At 62.3% G+C, this 17,039-nt stretch carries 19 protein-coding genes and 1 other RNA gene; 6 read left to right on the forward strand and 14 right to left on the reverse strand.

Annotation, left to right across the window (positions count from 1 at the left end; translation table 11 throughout):
- Window positions 1–3 precede the first annotated feature (3 nt).
- Together rnpB and rsmI are read right to left on the reverse strand one after the other, a co-directional pair.
- Window positions 4–355: RNase P RNA component class A (rnpB, locus tag DOM58_RS12990), an RNA gene on the reverse strand.
- Window positions 356–616: 261 nt separating this feature from the next.
- Window positions 617–1,471 carry a 16S rRNA (cytidine(1402)-2'-O)-methyltransferase gene (gene rsmI, locus DOM58_RS12995; protein ID WP_110693200.1) on the reverse strand — a complete coding sequence of 285 codons (855 nt, stop codon included), beginning with the start codon at window positions 1,469–1,471 and terminating at the stop codon, window positions 617–619.
- Window positions 1,472–1,722: 251 nt separating this feature from the next.
- On the opposite strand from rsmI, the gene DOM58_RS13000 reads away from it, so the two are divergent.
- Genes DOM58_RS13000 through DOM58_RS13015 form a run of 4 tightly spaced genes read left to right on the forward strand, consistent with a single transcriptional unit; the run spans window position 1,723 to window position 5,189 of the window.
- Entirely contained in the window at window positions 1,723–3,642 is a 1,920-nt protein-coding gene (locus DOM58_RS13000) for a penicillin-binding protein activator (RefSeq protein WP_110693201.1), read from the forward strand.
- Window positions 3,632–4,012, forward strand: a complete 381-nt coding sequence (locus DOM58_RS13005; RefSeq protein WP_110693202.1) for a YraN family protein — start codon at window positions 3,632–3,634, stop codon at window positions 4,010–4,012. The genes DOM58_RS13000 and DOM58_RS13005 overlap by 11 nt, the downstream gene beginning before the upstream one ends.
- Before the next feature lie 22 nt (window positions 4,013–4,034).
- A complete protein-coding gene (locus DOM58_RS13010; protein ID WP_075563126.1) occupies window positions 4,035–4,628 on the forward strand; it encodes a phosphoheptose isomerase in 594 nt (197 codons plus the stop codon).
- 6 nt (window positions 4,629–4,634) lie between these two features.
- The gene (locus DOM58_RS13015; RefSeq protein WP_110693203.1) at window positions 4,635–5,189 is read left to right on the forward strand and encodes a BON domain-containing protein; all 555 of its coding nucleotides are present in this window, start codon (window positions 4,635–4,637) and stop codon (window positions 5,187–5,189) included.
- 158 nt (window positions 5,190–5,347) lie between these two features.
- On the opposite strand, the gene DOM58_RS13020 is transcribed toward DOM58_RS13015, so the two are convergent.
- The 5 genes from DOM58_RS13020 to zapE form a co-directional block, all read right to left on the reverse strand.
- Window positions 5,348–5,842, reverse strand: coding sequence for a ClpXP protease specificity-enhancing factor (locus DOM58_RS13020; protein ID WP_110693204.1), 495 nt, complete (start codon window positions 5,840–5,842; stop codon window positions 5,348–5,350).
- A 37-nt stretch (window positions 5,843–5,879) separates the two neighbouring features.
- Entirely contained in the window at window positions 5,880–6,506 is a 627-nt protein-coding gene (locus DOM58_RS13025; protein ID WP_075563123.1) for a glutathione S-transferase N-terminal domain-containing protein, read from the reverse strand.
- Window positions 6,507–6,671: 165 nt separating this feature from the next.
- Complete coding sequence (gene rpsI / locus DOM58_RS13030) at window positions 6,672–7,061, reverse strand: 30S ribosomal protein S9 (protein WP_075563122.1); 390 nt, start codon at window positions 7,059–7,061, stop codon at window positions 6,672–6,674.
- 12 nt (window positions 7,062–7,073) lie between these two features.
- Entirely contained in the window at window positions 7,074–7,502 is a 429-nt protein-coding gene (rplM, locus tag DOM58_RS13035; RefSeq protein ID WP_075563121.1) for a 50S ribosomal protein L13, read from the reverse strand.
- 203 nt (window positions 7,503–7,705) lie between these two features.
- Window positions 7,706–8,887: a cell division protein ZapE gene (zapE, locus tag DOM58_RS13040; protein ID WP_245392268.1), complete on the reverse strand. Its 1,182-nt coding sequence runs from the start codon at window positions 8,885–8,887 to the stop codon at window positions 7,706–7,708.
- A gap of 187 nt (window positions 8,888–9,074) precedes the next feature.
- Between zapE and DOM58_RS13045 the strand changes: the two genes are divergently transcribed.
- Window positions 9,075–9,527 carry a Z-ring associated ZapG family protein gene (locus DOM58_RS13045; protein ID WP_075563177.1) on the forward strand — a complete coding sequence of 151 codons (453 nt, stop codon included), beginning with the start codon at window positions 9,075–9,077 and terminating at the stop codon, window positions 9,525–9,527.
- Between the two features lie 136 nt (window positions 9,528–9,663).
- Here DOM58_RS13045 and DOM58_RS13050 read toward each other — a convergent pair whose 3' ends face one another.
- Window positions 9,664–10,422, reverse strand: a complete 759-nt coding sequence (locus DOM58_RS13050; protein WP_110693206.1) for a Nif3-like dinuclear metal center hexameric protein — start codon at window positions 10,420–10,422, stop codon at window positions 9,664–9,666.
- A 274-nt stretch (window positions 10,423–10,696) separates the two neighbouring features.
- On the opposite strand from DOM58_RS13050, the gene DOM58_RS13055 reads away from it, so the two are divergent.
- Window positions 10,697–12,061 carry a Do family serine endopeptidase gene (locus DOM58_RS13055; RefSeq protein ID WP_110693207.1) on the forward strand — a complete coding sequence of 455 codons (1,365 nt, stop codon included), beginning with the start codon at window positions 10,697–10,699 and terminating at the stop codon, window positions 12,059–12,061.
- 109 nt (window positions 12,062–12,170) lie between these two features.
- Here the strand turns inward: DOM58_RS13055 and hisD are convergent, their stop codons facing one another.
- From hisD to DOM58_RS13085, 6 genes are all read right to left on the reverse strand, one after another.
- Window positions 12,171–13,481 (reverse strand): histidinol dehydrogenase, encoded by a 1,311-nt coding sequence (gene hisD / locus DOM58_RS13060; protein ID WP_110693208.1) that lies wholly within the window; start codon window positions 13,479–13,481, stop codon window positions 12,171–12,173.
- 55 nt (window positions 13,482–13,536) lie between these two features.
- The gene (gene hisG, locus DOM58_RS13065) at window positions 13,537–14,187 is read right to left on the reverse strand and encodes an ATP phosphoribosyltransferase (protein ID WP_075563116.1); all 651 of its coding nucleotides are present in this window, start codon (window positions 14,185–14,187) and stop codon (window positions 13,537–13,539) included.
- A gap of 18 nt (window positions 14,188–14,205) precedes the next feature.
- On the reverse strand, window positions 14,206–15,468 hold the full coding sequence (gene murA, locus DOM58_RS13070; protein ID WP_110693209.1) for a UDP-N-acetylglucosamine 1-carboxyvinyltransferase: 1,263 nt from the start codon (window positions 15,466–15,468) through the stop codon (window positions 14,206–14,208).
- Window positions 15,469–15,565: 97 nt separating this feature from the next.
- A complete protein-coding gene (locus DOM58_RS13075) occupies window positions 15,566–15,820 on the reverse strand; it encodes a BolA family protein (RefSeq protein WP_075563114.1) in 255 nt (84 codons plus the stop codon).
- A 148-nt stretch (window positions 15,821–15,968) separates the two neighbouring features.
- A complete protein-coding gene (locus DOM58_RS13080) occupies window positions 15,969–16,331 on the reverse strand; it encodes an STAS domain-containing protein (protein WP_110693210.1) in 363 nt (120 codons plus the stop codon).
- Window positions 16,328–16,957, reverse strand: a complete 630-nt coding sequence (locus tag DOM58_RS13085) for an MlaC/ttg2D family ABC transporter substrate-binding protein (protein ID WP_110693349.1) — start codon at window positions 16,955–16,957, stop codon at window positions 16,328–16,330. Before DOM58_RS13085 ends, DOM58_RS13080 begins: the two co-directional genes overlap by 4 nt.
- Between the last annotated feature and the right edge of the window lie 82 nt (window positions 16,958–17,039).

Genomic DNA, 17,039 nt, shown 5'->3' on the forward strand with positions numbered 1-17,039 from the left:
CGGAGAGGGAGTCGGCCGATAAGCCGGGTTCTGTCTAAGACAGTCATTCATCTAGGAAACGCGTCGCCACGTCTCTCGAGCAACCTACCCGGATCCAGCGCGGGCCACGCCAACGGATCCCTATTTGGTCTTGCTCCAGGTGGGGTTTACCTTGCCACGCACTGTTACCAGGCGCGCGGTGCGCTCTTACCGCACCCTTTCACCCTTACCGGCAGCGAATACGCTGCTTAGGCGGTCTACTCTCTGCTGCACTAGCCGTCGGCTTGCGCCGCCCAGGCGTTACCTGGCACCTCGCCCTATGGAGCCCGGACTTTCCTCCCCCGGCAATGCCGGCGGCGACTGTCTGGCCAACTCCCAAGCGCGCAAGAATAGCAGCCCCCCGGAGCCCTCTCAAGGCGGCATTGTCGCGATCGACGAAAGCCGCCAAGATTGGCATGGAAACGTCGCCCGACGCCGACACTTTTAGTGGCGAAACGGACATTACTACCAGGCGAACATAGCGGCGAAATGGACATAGCGCCCAGGAAACATAGCGGCGAGACGAACACAGCAGCTCGACAGCCAGGTGAAGAGAGGCAGATAACGACAGTCGGGTGACGAACCGCCCGACGGGAATCTAGGGGTCGGATTTCAGCGTCAACGCCAGCTGATACCAATGCTTACGTCGCCCACCGAGCAGACGCACCGCCACGGCAGACGCGGTCTTGACCCCGACGTCCTCGGCGAGCATCGCCCGAATCAGCGCCTCACCCTCGGCATCGTCGGCGGTCTCGCCCCTGGCCGGCGCACCGGCCAGCATCACCACGAACTCCCCGCGCGCCTGATCCGGATCCTCTTCCATCCGTTGCAGCAACTCGGTGGCGGAGCCCTCCAGCAATGTCTCGAAGGTCTTGGTCAACTCACGCGCCAGCACCACCCGGCGCTCGCCGACCACCGCGGCAAGATCGGCGAGCAGATCGCGAATTCGGTGCGGCGACTCGTAGAACACCCGCGTCTCGGCGCGAGCCGCTCCGGCGGCCAACTGTTTCTGGCGCGCCCCCGACTTGGCGGGAAGAAATCCCTCGAAAGTAAAACGATCCGTCGGCAGCCCGGCCACACTCAACGCGGCGATCAGCGCACAGGGACCGGGCACCGGAACCACACGGCAACCCGCCCGGCGCAGCTCCCGAACCAGCACGAAGCCCGGGTCCGAGATCAAAGGCGTGCCGGCATCGCTCACCAGTGCCAGCGACTCCCCCTCGATCAGGCGTCGGCGCAACTGCTCCACGCGAGCGGTTTCGTTATGTTCATGGAGTGAAATCAGCGGACGCTCGATTCCCAGATGACGCAGCAGGCGCTGGGTATGTCGGGTATCCTCGGCCGCAATCGCGTCGACCTCCGAAAGAAGCCGGCCCGCCCTGGCGCTGATATCCTCGAGATTCCCAATCGGCGTGGCGACCACGTACAATACGCCTTCCTTTGTCTCGCTCATTCGGTACCATCCGGATTGACGTGCATTCAGACATCGACGACTGCCAACGGCAGACTCGATTTTCAGTTCAACAAGGAAGCCTCCGCGAGGCAGCGACGGGCAGCCAGCATTGGCCAACGAAATGCCGAAGCCGCCCACGGAACGGGAACAGGTCAGCGCCTCGAGTCTTCGAGCTGCCGCTCTCGATCTCCGGCTCAGCGATGACCGGTATCGACAGCGCAAGACCCTCAACACGTAAAGGGATAGACACTATGCGTTATGCGCTGCGGCAACTTTTTCTGCCACTGATCGCACTCCTGATGCTGGCTGGCTGTGCCGGGCAGAACATGATGCCAGGCACCAGTGGGCCAAGCGCTCAGGAACTGCTCGATCAGGCCAACAGCCAGAGCGGCCAGCAGGCTGCCGCCTCCCGTCTCGAGGCGGCGGATATCCTAGCACGCCAGGGCGACACGGCGCAGGCGCTCCAGATCGCCAGCCAGATTAACGAGGGCCAGCTCGACGACGCACAGCGAATCCGCTGGGCCCTGGTACTCTCCGATAGCGCGTTGAACGAAGAGGAAGGCGACAGCGTGATTCGCGCCACCGACATCCTCGACAGCACCAGCAACCTCTCCAGCGACGATCGCCAGACGCTGCGTTACCGGCGTGGTATCGCCCTCAACATGGTCGGCGAACCGGAAGCGTCCGCCCGCCTGTTGATCGGTCTGCAACGCGAAGATGCCCCTTACGAGCTGAACGACGAAATCTGGAAGCCGCTATCGACCCTCAGCCCGACTGCGCTCGATGCGCTGGCCACCTCGGGCAACGACTCACTCACTCAGGGCTGGGTGAATCTCGCCCGCCTCTATCGCACCAGCAGCAGCGATATTTCCAACCTGTTCGACCGCCTGGATCAATGGCGCAGCCGCTATCCGGACCACCCGGCCAACCGGCGCCTGCCCAAGGATCTGACGACATTGCGCGAAGTCGAGGACAACAAGATCAACCAGATCGCGGTGTTCCTGCCGAGCAGCGGTCCGTTGGCCAATGTGGCCTCGGCCATCCGTCAAGGCCTGGAAGCGCGCGCTCGCGACGCCGAGGCGCAGGGAGAACGCCCGCCGCAGCTGACCTTCATCGACTCCAGCGAGCAGGATACCGATGCCCTCTATGCCCAGGCGACTATGGCCGGCGCTCAAGCGGTCATCGGGCCGCTCGACAAGAGCAAGGTCAGTGAGCTGGAAACTCGCAGCAGCGTTCCGCTACCCACTCTGGCGCTGAACTACGGCGAGCATGCTCACAATCAGGCCGCCAAATTGTTCCAGTACGGCCTCTCCGCGGAAGACGAAGCGCGCCAGGTAGCGCATCGCGCCTATCTCGACGGTCACTCACGCGCCGGGATCATGGTTCCGGACAATGACTGGGGCTCCCGCGTCCTGGCCGCGTTCCGCAAAGGCTGGGAACGTGAAGGTGGCGACGTCGCCTCGGTGGTCAGCTACGACCCCTCGGGCTCGGTTGCTACCGCAGTGCGCAACTTGCTGAACAGCGACCCCTCGAGCATGGACATGCTGTTCCTTCTGGCGCTGCCCAGCTATGCCCGCCAGGTGCCGCCCACGCTGGACTTCTACTACGCCGGCAATTTATCGGTGTACGCTACGTCGCACGTTTATGAAGGGATCTCCCAGCCACGCGCGGATCACGATCTGAATGGCGTGCAGTTCGTCGATATCCCGTGGATGATTCCGGATGCCGCCACCGGGGGCGCCGATGCGCTGCCGTTCGGCTCCACCTACCAGCAGCTGTCCAGCCAGGATGATCCGGGGCTGCTCAAGCTCAACGCCATGGGCGTCGACGCCTATGAACTCGCCCGGCGCCTGCCGCTGATCCAGGCCCTGCCCAATACGCAGATCTTCGGTGCCACCGGCATGCTGCAGGCTGCCGACGACGGCCGCATCCAGCGCACGCTGCCATGGGCCGTCTTCCAGTCCGGCAGCCCCCAGCCGCTGTTGACGCCGGTCCCGAGCCGCGCGACATCGAATCGGGTCCGCGCTGACGAGCGAGGCGCCTCCTTGTCTCGTTCGCCGGATTCGGCCAACGGCAGCCTCAACGGATCCGCGCTCGATGCCGAAGAAGATCGCACCATCCAGTCGTCGGGCGCCAACCCACCGTCCACCCCCTCGTCAGATGCCAACTGATCGATCCACATCGATCAATCGCCGCCAACTCGGGCAGCAGGTCGAACAGGCCGCCGCCCGCTGGCTCGAAACCCATGGCCTGGTGCTGGTTGCGAGCAATCAGCACGCCAAGGGTGGCGAGATCGATCTGGTCATGCAGCATGGCGATGATCTGGTCTTCGTCGAGGTGCGACATCGTCGGCGTAGCGACTACGGCAACCCGCTCGAAACGATCACCCCGGCCAAGCAGCGAAGAATCATCAAGGCGGCGCGTTTTTATCTTCACGCACACGGGCTATCATGCCCCTGCCGCTTCGACGTCGTTGGCGTGACCGGAAGCTTGCCCGCGCTCGAATTCGACTGGATTCGATCCGCCTTCGACGCATATTGACCCAGGCCCCGATAGGCAACTCATGGATTTTCAAGCACGCATTCTCGATCTGTTCAACTCAAGCATCGATACCAAGACCTACGCCAGCGAGGTGTTACCGCCGTTCATCGAAGTGGCTAGCCAGATGATGGTTCAATGCCTGGTGAGCGAGGGCAAGATTCTTGCCTGCGGCAATGGCGGAAGCGCGGGCGACAGCCAGCACTTCTCCTCCGAGCTGCTCAATCGCTTCGAGCGCGAGCGCCCGAGCCTGCCGGCACTGGCGTTGACGACCGACACCTCGACACTGACGTCGATCGCCAACGACTACAGCTACAACGACGTATTCTCCAAGCAAATCCGCGCTCTAGGTCAACCCGGCGACATCCTCCTGGCCATTTCGACCAGCGGCAACTCGGCCAACATGGTTCAGGCCATCCAGGCTGCCCACGACCGCGAAATGAGCGTGGTTGCCCTGAGCGGTCGCGACGGCGGCGACATGGCTTCCCTGCTTGGCCAGGAAGATTGCGAAATTCGCGTTCCCGCGACTTCCACCGCGCGCATTCAGGAAGTCCACCTTCTGGTGATCCACTGTCTGTGCGATCTGATCGACCAACAGCTTTTTGGCAGCAACGAGTGAGCCCCCATGAAAAGAACCCTGATCGTTTCCTCCTGTTTGATTGGCTTGCTGACACTCGGCGGATGCGCCACCGGTAGTCAGGAAGAGAACTACGCCGAACGCACGCCCGGCGCCAAAGTCGAAGACAGCAACATCCAGGGCAAGATATTCGATGCGCTTAACGCCTCCGACGCCCGCTATGGCGATGCGCATGTCAATGTCGACAGCTACAACAGCAACGTGCTGTTGACCGGCCAGGTTCCCAGCGACGATCTCAAGCAGCGGGCCACCGAGATCGCCCGCGACGTGCGCAGCGTACGCCAGGTGCACAACGAGCTGACCGTATCGGCCAATACGCCGGTCAGCCAGCGCATGACCGATACCTGGATCACCGGCCGCATCAAGGCCAATATCGTCGCCAACGAAGACCTGGACGCCAACCTGATTCGGGTGATTACCGAAAACGGAACGGTCTACCTCATGGGCCTGGTTACCCAGCAGCAGGCCACCGAGGCGACCGGCGCCGCTTCCGGCGTTGGTGGGGTACAGCGCATTGTCAAGGTATTCGAATACCTCAATTGATCGCCTGAGTCTGAGTCTGGACCTGAGCCCGAGCCTGAGTCCAAGCCCGGCCCCGGACCGGAAAGAGAAAGCCGCCGCCGAANNTTCGGCGGCGGCTTTTTTCAAGCTTCAACTTGCCACGAACATCGACGACATCACGACGTCGGTGAACGCAGAGCCTACTTGACGATGCGCAGGGACGGCTTTCCCTTTCCGGGACGATTGGACGAATCCTCATCCGTTTCGTCGACGGACTCGGATGGTTTGGTCGCCTCTTCCTCCGTGCGACTTTCGACGCTCTCGAGCGTGGGCCGCCCTTCGTCTTCCAGCGCCGCATCCTCTTCACTGGCGAAACTCGGCATGACCGGCTCCTGGCCGAAAACCATGCCGACACCGTTTTCGCGGGCGTAGATGGCGATCAGCGCATCCATTGGCACCACGACCTGCATCGGCTGACCGCTGAAACGCGCTCCGAAGGTGACCGCCGCGTTGTCGATGGACAGGTCCCGCACCGCTGCCGGTGCGATGTTCAGCACGATCTGACCGTTCTGCACGAACTGCTGCGGAACCCTGACGTCGGGTTTTCCCGCATCGACCACGACGTAGGGCGTCTGCTCGTTATCCAGCAACCACTCATAGAGGGCTCGCGCCAGATAGGGACGGCTAGTCAGCATGTCATCTCCTCTCGGGGCAGCTTGGGACACGGCCGTGTCAGCTACGCATTTCACGTTCGGATTCGGATAGTGACACCTTGAAAGCGTCACGCGCGAAGACGCGCTCCATATAGCTTACCAGCGGCGCAACCTGCTTTTCGGGCAGCTCCACGCCCAGCGCTGGCAAGCGCCAGAGAATCGGCGCAATGCAGCAATCCACCAGCGTGAACTCTTCGCTCATGAAAAACGGCATATCTTCGAAGATCGGCGAGATCCCCGTCAGGCTTTCGCGCAGTTCCTTGCGGGCCTTCTCTGCGTCCTTCTTGGAACCCTGCTGAATCTGTTCGACCAGAGGGCACCATTCACGCTCGATGCGGTGCATCCACAGGCGACTCTGCGCACGCGCCACCGGATAGACCGGTAACAGCGGCGGGTGCGGGAAACGCTCGTCGAGATACTCCATCATGACCTTGGACTCGTACAGCACCAGGTCACGATCCAGCAGCGTGGGCACGCTGTTGTATGGATTGAGATCCGCCAGTTCGGCGTTGTGCTCGTCGGCTGAGACTTCCAGGATATCGACGGCCACGCCCTTCTCTGCCAACACGATTCTGACGCGATGGCTGAAATGATCATCACTACCGGAGTAAAAGATCATCGACGATCGCTTGGCCACTACACCCATGAAACTTTCCTCGCATTAATTCAATGGCCAATGGTAACACGACGGGCAAACCGGCTGGGTCCCCGCCGCGACCATGGGAAGCACAAATGCTCATACGCATCGTACCAACGGCAAAACGCCCGACTGAGTAAGTCGGGCGTTTTGCGCAGACGCGATCCCGCAGGATCAGCGCTTGGAGAACTGCGGACGACGACGAGCTTTGCGCAGACCCACTTTCTTACGCTCGACTTCGCGAGCGTCGCGGGTCACGTAACCGGCCGCACGCAGCGGACGACGCAACTCTTCGTTGTAGACCATCAACGCGCGTGTAATGCCGTGACGAATCGCGCCGGCCTGGGCGGAACCACCGCCGCCCTTGACCGTGACGTAGACGTCGAACTGGCCAGTGGTCTCGGTCAGTTCCAGCGGCTGACGCACGACCATCTGTGCGGTCACGCGGCCAAAGAACTCACCCAGCTCACGATCGTTGACGGTGATCTTGCCGGTGCCCGGCTTGAGAAACACACGAGCGGTGGAAGTCTTGCGGCGCCCGGTGCCGTAATACTGTTGTGCCATGACGGATTACCCTCAGATGTTCAGTTCTTGCGGCTGCTGCGCGGCGTGCGGATGCTCGGTACCGGCATACACCTTGAGCTTGGCGTGCATGGCACGACCCAGCGGCCCTTTGGGCAGCATGCCCTTGACGGCGGTTTCGATGACACGCTCCGGCGCATGATCGATCAGCTTCTCGAACGACATGGTGCGCAGACCGCCCGGATAACCGGTATGCCGATAATAAGTCTTGGCTTGCGCCTTGTTGCCGGTCACGTGCACCTTCTCGGCGTTGACGACGACGATGTAATCGCCGGTGTCGACGTGCGGGGTGTATTCCGGCTTATGCTTGCCACGCAGGCGGCGTGCGATTTCTGTCGCCAGACGACCGAGCGTCTTGCCCGATGCATCAACGACATACCAATCGCGCTCCACGGTATGCGACTTGGCACTGAACGTCTTCATGAGTGTTTCACCAAATAAGCGTATTTGGGCGTCGAAGCGAACGCTTCTCGGCCATCCCTATTTTTCTTGGGTTACCGGTCTCATGGTGCCCGCGAGGGTCACCGACAAGGCGGTAACAGATCGAAGAGCGCATATTGTACACGAGCCGATCGGGCGACGGAAGATCGAGCCTTGATTTTGCCACGGTACCGCCGCCCCTCGTTTCAAGGCTTGTGCGCCAGCGCCAGGTAGTCGCGAGACTGCATCTCCTGCAGGCGTGACAGCGTGCGTTCGAATTCGAAACCGAGATTACCCCCGGTGTAGAGCGACTCGACTTCGGTCTCGGCGGAGAGCAGCAGCTTGACCGCACGGTCGTAGAACTCGTCGACCATACTGATGAAGCGGCGCACCTGATCGTCGTTGCTTCCGCCCATGCGCGGCACACCCGACACCAGCACGGTGTGGAATTCCCGCGACAGCTCGATGTAATCGTTCTGGCTGCGCGGCCCGTCACAGATCATCTTGAAATCGAACCAGACGACCCCCTCGTGCAGGCGACGCGTCTTCAATTCACGATGATTGATCGTCAGTACCGCGTTCTCGCGCCCCGCGTTGCCGGCCACCGAGCGAAAGCTCTTCGCGAGCAGCTGCTCGGCCTCGTCATCGAGCGGCGAATGGAATATCTCGACCTGCTCGAGGGTGCGCAGACGATAATCCACTCCGGAATCGACGTTGACCACCTCGCAGTGTCGCTTCAGCAGATCGATTGCCGGCAGGAAGCGGGCCCGCTGCAGACCGTCCTTGTAGAGCTCGTCCGGGACGATGTTGGAGGTCGTCACCAGCACCACGCCCTGCGCGAACAGTGCCTCCATCAGATTGCCGAGAATCATCGCATCGGTGATGTCCTTGACGTAGAACTCGTCGAAACAGATGACACGCGCCTCGCTGGCAAAGGTGGCAGCGATCTGGGTCAACGGGTTCTTTTCACCTTTGTGAATTTCGAGCTCGCGATGGACCCGCTGCATGAAACGGTTGAAATGCGTGCGCATCTTGCGATCGAACGGCAACGACTCGTAGAACACGTCGACCAGATAGGTCTTGCCGCGCCCGACGCCGCCCCAGAAGTAAAGTCCCATCACTCGCGGCTTGTCGCTTGCCTCCGGCTCCGATGACTTGCGCTTGCCGAACAGCCCCGCCATCTTGGACAGCTTCGACTCCCCCGGTCCCGCGAACGAGGGCTTGGGAGCCGGTGTGCGCTGGAGATCGTCATAGAGACGTTGCAGATGCTTGACCGCATTCTCCTGCGCGGCGTCATAGCTGAAGTCATCGCGCTCGAGGTCGGCGCGATAGCGGGACATCGGCGTCATGGCGCTGGAATCGGACGTCGCAGACTGGGGAGAACTCATGGCAGTATCGTGACCTCACGTCGGGACAAGTGGCGAGATTATACGCTTCGACGAAACTCTTGACAGGGGTCGAGCACAAGCAAGGTTTGACCCGGTAGCCAGACAGATCGATATAATGGCCCCGCATCGATCTCATGCAATGGTCTACAGGACAGATCGTGCCGGGCACGACGACGAGGAGCGCACTGTGAACGAAAGCAATATCGACTGGATTCTGGCAATCGCCTGCTTCCTGGCGGGCATCGGTATCGGCGCCCTTTGTTATCACCTGATGAACGCCAACGTGGCCCGCAATCAGAAAGTGCGGCAACGTCTGGCCGAGACCGAACTGGAGCTCAACCAGGTCAAGGACGGGTTGAACGACCACTTCGCCAAGGTAGCCGATCTGGCTGCCAGCATTCAGCGTCAGAGCCACGACCTCGAACTGCATCTCGTTCAGGGCGCGGACAAGCTGGTCGACGACCTGAAGTTGAAGCGCCGCCTGCACGGCCAACAGGAGGAGAGCGAAGAGATCGACGCGCCGGAAGTGCCGCGCGACTACGCCGACGGTGCTGGCGGCACGCTGTCCGAGGATTACGGCGTTCGCCAACGCCATACCGCCGGGCAACAGGAAGGCACGCCTCAACCCCCGCGCTACTGATACGCCTCGCATCAATCCTGCCACCGGCGTTATCGACGTCGCTGGCACTATCGACGTCACTGACGCTATCGACGTCACTGACGTTCGACCGACGCTAGCCCGCCGCTGCCAGCCCGNNCGGGCTGGCAGCGGTCGCTCAGGCAGGGTTGTCGATATCGATGAATCGCTGCTCGATATCGAATCGTTCGGCCAACCACTGCCCCAACGCCTCGATGCCATCCCGTTCGGTGGCATGATGACCGGCGGCCAGATAGGTGATGCCAAGCTCTCTCGCCATGTGCGTGGTGCGCTCGGAGATCTCCCCGGAGATGAACGCATCGGCCCCCGCCTCCGCCGCCAGCGGCAACATGTCCTGCGCCCCGCCGGTACACCAGGCCACGCTTCGGATGACACCGGCGTGGCCCTCGATCAACGTGGGCGCGCGCCCCAGCCGCTTCTCGATACGCTCGGCCAGCGCCTGGCTGTCGAGCTCTGCCTCCGGCACGCCCATCCACAGCAGGCCCTGCCCCAGCTCACCGTCGAGGCAGCGTTCGGCTCGAAAGCCGAGACGTCGCCCCAGACATGCGTTATTGCCAAGCGAGACGTGCGCATCCAGAGGCAGATGATAAGCCAGAAGATTGAGATCATTCTGCAGCAAGGTCGCGAAGCGACGCCGCTTCATGCCCGTCACGCTTGCCGGCTCGTTTTTCCAGAAATAGCCGTGATGGACCAGGACGGTATCGGCGTTCCAGGCGACCGCCTCGTCAAGCAGCGCCTGACAGGCGGTCACACCGGTCACGATTCGCCCGACCGATTGACGTCCTTCGACCTGCAACCCGTTGAGCGTGTAGTCCTTGAAGGTGTCGACACGCAATTCGGCATCGATAGCCGCCTGCAGCACCTGCCGTGAAACCATACTGCCTCCCAGCGAAAAGCATTGTTGAATGTTACACTTATGATACGTCTTGCCATCACGCCTCGGCGGCGTGGCTGTCATCGAGCTTAGCGTTCCGCTGTCGATAACACGACAACGCGACTGGCCTTGACTGGACGCGACGCTGTCAGCGAGTAGACGCCGTTTGGCCGAACCGTTCCTCGTGTCGGCGAGCCGCACCCATGTAAGCACCGTCATCGTTTATCGCCATCGGCTGCTACGACATAGTCCGATCCCGAGTCCAAGGACCCAGCAAATGCGTCGCCATCTCGTTACCTACCTGTGGCCCGCCCTCTGCGGCATTCTGCTGTCGATCGTTTTGCTCTACGCATTTCCGTCGTTGCTGGGTAGCCAGCAGCCCAGCCAGCAAACCGAGACGTCGACCGCCACGACCAACGGTGATCGCTCCGCGCCCGAGGTCGTCGACGCCCCCGCGCTGAATCGCCACGAAGGCCCCGTCAGCTATTCCCGTGCCGTCAATCACGCCGCGCCCGCAGTGGTCAACGTCTACTCGTCTCGCGTGGTCGATACCAGTCAGCACCCGCTGATGTCGGATCCGTTCTTCCGCCAGTTCTATGGCAAGAACATGCCTCAGCGTCAGCGCATGCTGTCGAGCCTGGGCTCCGGGGTCGTGGTCAGCGAGGATGGCTACATCCTCACCAACAACCATGTCATCAGCGATGCGGACGAGATCCAGGTGGCACTGCGGGACGGCCGGGAAGCCATCGCTCGGGTGATCGGGACCGATCCCGACAGCGATCTGGCGGTACTCAAAATCGACATGGACAACCTCCCGGTCATCAAGCTGAGCGACTCCGAAGATATCGCCATCGGTGACGTCACCCTGGCGATCGGAAACCCTTTCGGGGTCGGCCAAACCGTCACCATGGGCATCATTAGCGCCACCGGCAGGGACCACCTCGGCCTGAGCCGCTACGAAGATTTCATCCAGACCGACGCCGCGATCAATCCGGGCAATTCCGGCGGCGCCCTGGTGGATGCCAATGGCTCGCTGATCGGTATCAACACCGCGATCTTCTCGCGCTCCGGTGGCTCCCAGGGCATTGGCTTCGCGATCCCGGCCAATCTGGCCCGCAGCATCCTGGATGACATCGTGACCCAGGGTCGCGTCATCCGCGGCTGGCTCGGCCTGGATGCCCAGCAGATGACACCCGATCTCGCCGCCTCGTTCGGCCTCAAGACCTTGAGCGGCGTCATCATTGCCAACGTGGCATCCGGCGGCCCCGGCGACCAGGCCGGGCTACGACCTGGCGATATCCTGCTGGCGATCGATGGCAAGCCGATCCTCGATCCGCGGGAAACACAGGTGGATATTGCCGAGATCGCACCGGGTACAAAGCTGCCATTGACGATCGTGCGCGGCGGAGAAAAACGCCAGGTTACCTTGAACGTCGGCGAACGCCCCCAGCCAGCGGAAAGTCGCGACAATGCGCCCCGGCAGGCGACGCAACCCGACGGCAATGACGAACCCGGCACGAATGACGAACCCAGCGCCAATGACGAACCCGGCGCCACAAAGCCCAATACCGATGACACGAACGAGCAGCGTGTCGAAACTACGCCACCCGATCGCGGCGGCAGCGACAACGACCAGCCCTAGCTCGATCTGTCACCCATGAAAGACGAGATCGCCGCCTCGAAGGGCGGCGATCTCGATCGTGAACGGCCACATTATTGCCAAATGTTGTGCGTGCCAAGCGGCCCTTTTGCTAACGCTTGAATCGATTCTCGGCCGACCGTGCATGAGCCGTCAGTGACTCGCCGCGCGCCAGCACGGAAGCGGTTCGACCCAGCGTGTCGGCGCCTTCCGGCGAACACTGGATCAGGGACGAGCGTTTCTGGAAGTCGTAGACCCCCAGCGGCGACGAGAAGCGCGCGGTTCCGGAGGTCGGCAGCACGTGGTTAGGACCGGCACAGTAGTCGCCCAGGACTTCCGCCGTATAACGGCCCATGAAGATGGCGCCGGCGTGACGCACGCCTTCCGCCATCTCCTGTGGCGCCTCCACGGAGAGCTCCAGGTGTTCCGGCGCGATCCGGTTGATCAGCTCGACCGCCTGCGCCGGCCCGTCGCAGAGAATCAGCGCCCCGCGGCGAGCCAGCGACTCGCGAATGATCGCCTCTCGCTCCATCGTCGGCAGCAGACGCTCGATCGAGGCCAATACCGCCTCCAGGTGCTCCGCGTCCCACGTCACCAGAATGGCCTGGGCGTCCTCGTCGTGCTCGGCTTGGGAGAACAGGTCCATCGCCAGCCAGTCCGGATCGGTTTCGCCATCGGAAACGACCAGAATTTCCGAAGGCCCCGCGATCATGTCGATCCCCACCTGGCCGAACACCGCTCGCTTGGCGGTGGCGACATAGATGTTGCCGGGCCCGACGATCTTGTCGACCCGCGGCACGCTCTCGGTGCCGTAGGCCAGCGCCGCCACCGCTTGAGCGCCGCCCAACGTGAAGACGCGATCGACGCCGGCAAGATGCGCCGCGGCCAGTACCAGTTCGTTGACGATGCCGTCCGGCGTCGGCACGACCATGATGATTTCCGCCACGCCAGCCACGTGCGCCGGCACGGCGTTCATCAACACCGACGAGGGGTAAGCGGCCTTGCCGCCGGGGACATAGATGCCGACCCGGTCGAGTGGCGAGACCTTCTGCCCCAGCACGGTTCCATCCGGCTCACTGTACTGCCAGGATTCCGGCTTCTGGCGCTGATGATAGGTGCGGATACGCTCGGCGGCGTGCTGTAGCGCTTCACGCTGCGCCTGCGGTACCGAGGCGAACGCTGCCGCCAGGCGATCGGCGCCGATCGTCAGCTCCGACATCGAGCTCACGGACAGACGGTCGAAGCGATTGGTGTATTCGATCACGGCGTCATCGCCGCGCTGACGGACGGCGGCAAGAATCTCCGCCACCCGCGAAGCGATCTCGTGATCGGACACTCCTTCCCAGGCCAGCAGCGACTCGAGTCGCGCCTCGAAGTCGACGTCCTGAGTGGTAAGACGGGCTATGGTCGTCATCTGGCTCATCTATCGATTCTCTCTAGGTTCGAACGACGCTGTCGATGCCGCTGCCTGAGTCCGCTCAGACGGCGCTCGCACCTCGGTCCTGGACCGCCTGACGCAAACGCTCGATCAGCGGCCGCAGGCGTTCGTGCTTCATCGTCATCGATGCCTTGTTGACCACCAGCCGAGTGCTGATGTTCTCGATCAGCTCGCGGGGCGCCATGCCATTGGCACGCAGCGTGTTGCCGGTGTCGACGATGTCGACGATTTCATCCGCCAGGTTCATCAGCGGCGCCAGCTCCATCGCGCCGTAAAGCTTGATCACCTCGGCCTGAATCCCCTGCTCCGCATAATAGCGACGCGCCACGTTGACGAACTTCGTCGCCACGCGGCGCCGGGCGTGAGCCGGCTGCGCGCCGACGATGCCCGCCGTCATCAGGCGGCAGCGGGAAATTCCCAGGTCGAGAGGCTCGTAAAGCCCTTCGGCCCCGTGTTCCAGCAGCACGTCCTTGCCGGCGACGCCGAGATCGGCCGCGCCTAGCTGCACGTAGGTCGGCACGTCGACAGCGCGAATGACCACCAGCTTGACGTCGGGCAGGTTGGTATCGAACAGCAGCTTGCGGCTCTTGCCGAAGTCGTCCGCCGGCGTGATACCGGCATCCGCCAGCAGCGGCAAGGTCTCTTCGAGGATACGGCCCTTGGAAAGCGCCAGAATCAGTTGGTTGCTCATGGTCTCTCTAGCCGTCGCTTAACCCGGCACGCGTCGAATGCGCGCGCCCAGTAGCTGCAGTTTCTCTTCGATGCACTCGTAGCCGCGATCGATGTGGTAAATCCGGTCGACCATGGTCTCCCCCTCCGCCAGCATCGCCGCAATGACCAGGCTCGCCGAAGCGCGCAGATCCGTCGCCATGACCGGCGCGCCGGACAGCTTCTCGACACCGGTCACCACCGCCGTATTGCCCTCGAGCGCAATATGCGCGCCCATGCGGTTGAGCTCCTGCACGTGCATGAAGCGGTTCTCGAAGATCGTCTCGACCACGGTGCCGGTGCCTTCGGCCACGGCGTTCATCGCCACGAACTGCGCCTGCATGTCGGTCGGGAACGCCGGATACGGCGCCGTGCGCAGATTGACGGCCTTGGGCCGTCGCCCGCCCATATCGAGCTCGATCCAGTCTTCACCGGTGGTGATGGTCGCGCCGGCTTCCTCGAGCTTCGCCAGCACCGCTTCCAGAATGTCCGAGCGCGTCTTGCGCACGCGAACACGACCGCCGGTCGCGGCCCCGGCAACCAGAAAAGTTCCGGTCTCGATACGGTCCGGCATCACCTCGTAATGACAGCCGTGAAGACGCTCGACCCCTTCGATCGTGATGGTATCGGTGCCCTGTCCACGAATATTGGCGCCCATGGCGATCAGGCACTCGGCCAGATCGACGACTTCCGGCTCGCGAGCGGCGTTTTCCAGCACGGTCGTCCCTTCGGCCAGCGTCGCTGCCATCAGCAGGTTCTCGGTCCCGGTCACCGTGACGGTGTCGAAAAAGATCGTGGCGCCCTTGAGCTTGCCATCCACACGCGCCTTGATGTAGCCGTTTTCGACCGTGATCTCGGCGCCCATCGCCTCGAGCCCGCGGATATGCAGGTCGACCGGCCGAGAGCCGATGGCGCACCCCCCGGGCAAGGACACATCGGCCGTGCCGAAGTGGGCCAGCAGCGGGCCAAGCACCAGGATCGACGCGCGCATCTTCTTGACCAGCTCATAGGGCGCATGACAATCACGCACCTGGGAGCCATCGATCTGGATGCTCATTTTCTCGCCCATGACCGGCTCGATACCCATGCGCCCGAGCAGTTCTAGCGTCGTGGTGATGTCCTGAAGATGCGGCAGATTGCCGATGGTGACGGGCTCGTCGGCGAGTAGCGTCGCCGCCAGAATCGGTAGCGCGGAGTTTTTCGCGCCGCTGGCCCAGACCTCGCCATCGAGGGGCCCGTTGCCGGTGATGATCAGCTTGTCCATGAAGGTTCGCTATAGAATCGAGAGAGATGATCGACCCGAAGGTCCAGAACGACGTTCGGGCGTCGATTTTGAATCAAGCGCCTAGGTTTTCTGTGAATCAAGCGCCCAAGTTTTCAGGCGCCTTTTGCCACTGCGCCGGCGTAAAGGTCTTGATGGTGATGGCGTGCAGCGCGCCGGACGCGATCTCGTCGGATAGCGCGCCGTAGATCAGCTGCTGGCGCTTGACCGGGCTCATGCCGTCGAAGACATCCCCCACGGCGATCACCTGGAAGTTGCAGCCTTCGCCCTGAATATGAAACTCGCAGCCGTCGATCTGGTTCTCGAGGCGGCTTTTGACATCGCTGGGTTGCATGACGATCGGGCTCCCTTGTGACGGCTGCGCAGAATGCGCAGGGAAAGCGCCACATGGTAGCGGAAAGCGCCCCGTCTTGGCGATCTCGCCAGCGTGTAAAAACGCTGCAAGTCACCGAATGCTACGGGGCGCTAGGATGCGGGAGATGCTAGCGGCCGGCCGGCGCAGGCTCGGCGCAGGTCGTCTCTACGGCCGGCAGCAGTGGCGCCAGCTCGGTGATATCCATCAGTCGCTGAAGCGGCGCCGACAGCGATACACGGCGCAACGTCAGGGAGTGACGATTGACGCTACGCACCCACACCAGCAGCACACTGAGAACCGCACTACTGGCGACCTGCACGCCGGTCAGATCGAACGAGACCTCGGTCTGTCCCGGCTGATCCGCCAACCAGTGCCGACCCGCCTGGGCCAGTGGGCCGGCACTGTCGAAGTCCGCCTCGCCGCGAATCGTCAGCACGTGATCGTCGACGACTTCCAGCGTGGCGTCCTTGCGCTCGAGCAGCAAGCTCACGCGTCGCCACCCTTCTGGAGCTCGTCGGTACCCACTTCCGGCGCCCAGTTGTCGATCACTGCATCGATATCGCGATTGTTGTCACGCATCGACTGATCGAACTGATTGCGGAATGTCAGGCCAAGGTTGATACCGTTGACGATCACATTGATCACCTTCCACTGTCCGTCACTCTGACGCAGCGTGAAATTGACGGGATAAGTCTCGCCGCTGGTAGAGACGACTTCCATCGATACCGACGCCTGGTCGTCGTAGCGACCCGCCTCCTGCTCGTCTTTCACTCGGAGCGTCTTGTAGTCGAACGTCACCAGGCCCCTGGCGTAGGTGTCGATCAGCGTCTTGCGGAACACCTTGACGAATTTCGAACGCTGCTCCGGTGAAGCGCCGCGGAAATAGCGGCCCATCACGCTGGCGCCGATGTATCGAAAGTCGGCCACTTCCGCCATGTTGGTATCGACCAGTTTCGCCAACTCGCCTTCGTGCTGGGCATAGTAGTCCTTCTTGCCATCCAGCTCGGACATCAGCGAGTCGACGCTCTGCTGAATGACCTGCGTCGGCGACTGTGCCGCCTGCGCCGGGGTAATGACGCTTGCCAGACACATCGCGATCAGCGTCAGCCCGGCCATCCAGACGCGGCGCGCCCAAGTATCACGACTGGAAATACTCATGGCGTTACGTGCAGACATCATTTTCATCATCGACTCCTTG

The organism is Salinicola halophyticus (assembly GCF_003206695.1).
GTDB classification, from domain to species: Bacteria; Pseudomonadota; Gammaproteobacteria; order Pseudomonadales; family Halomonadaceae; genus Salinicola; species Salinicola halophyticus.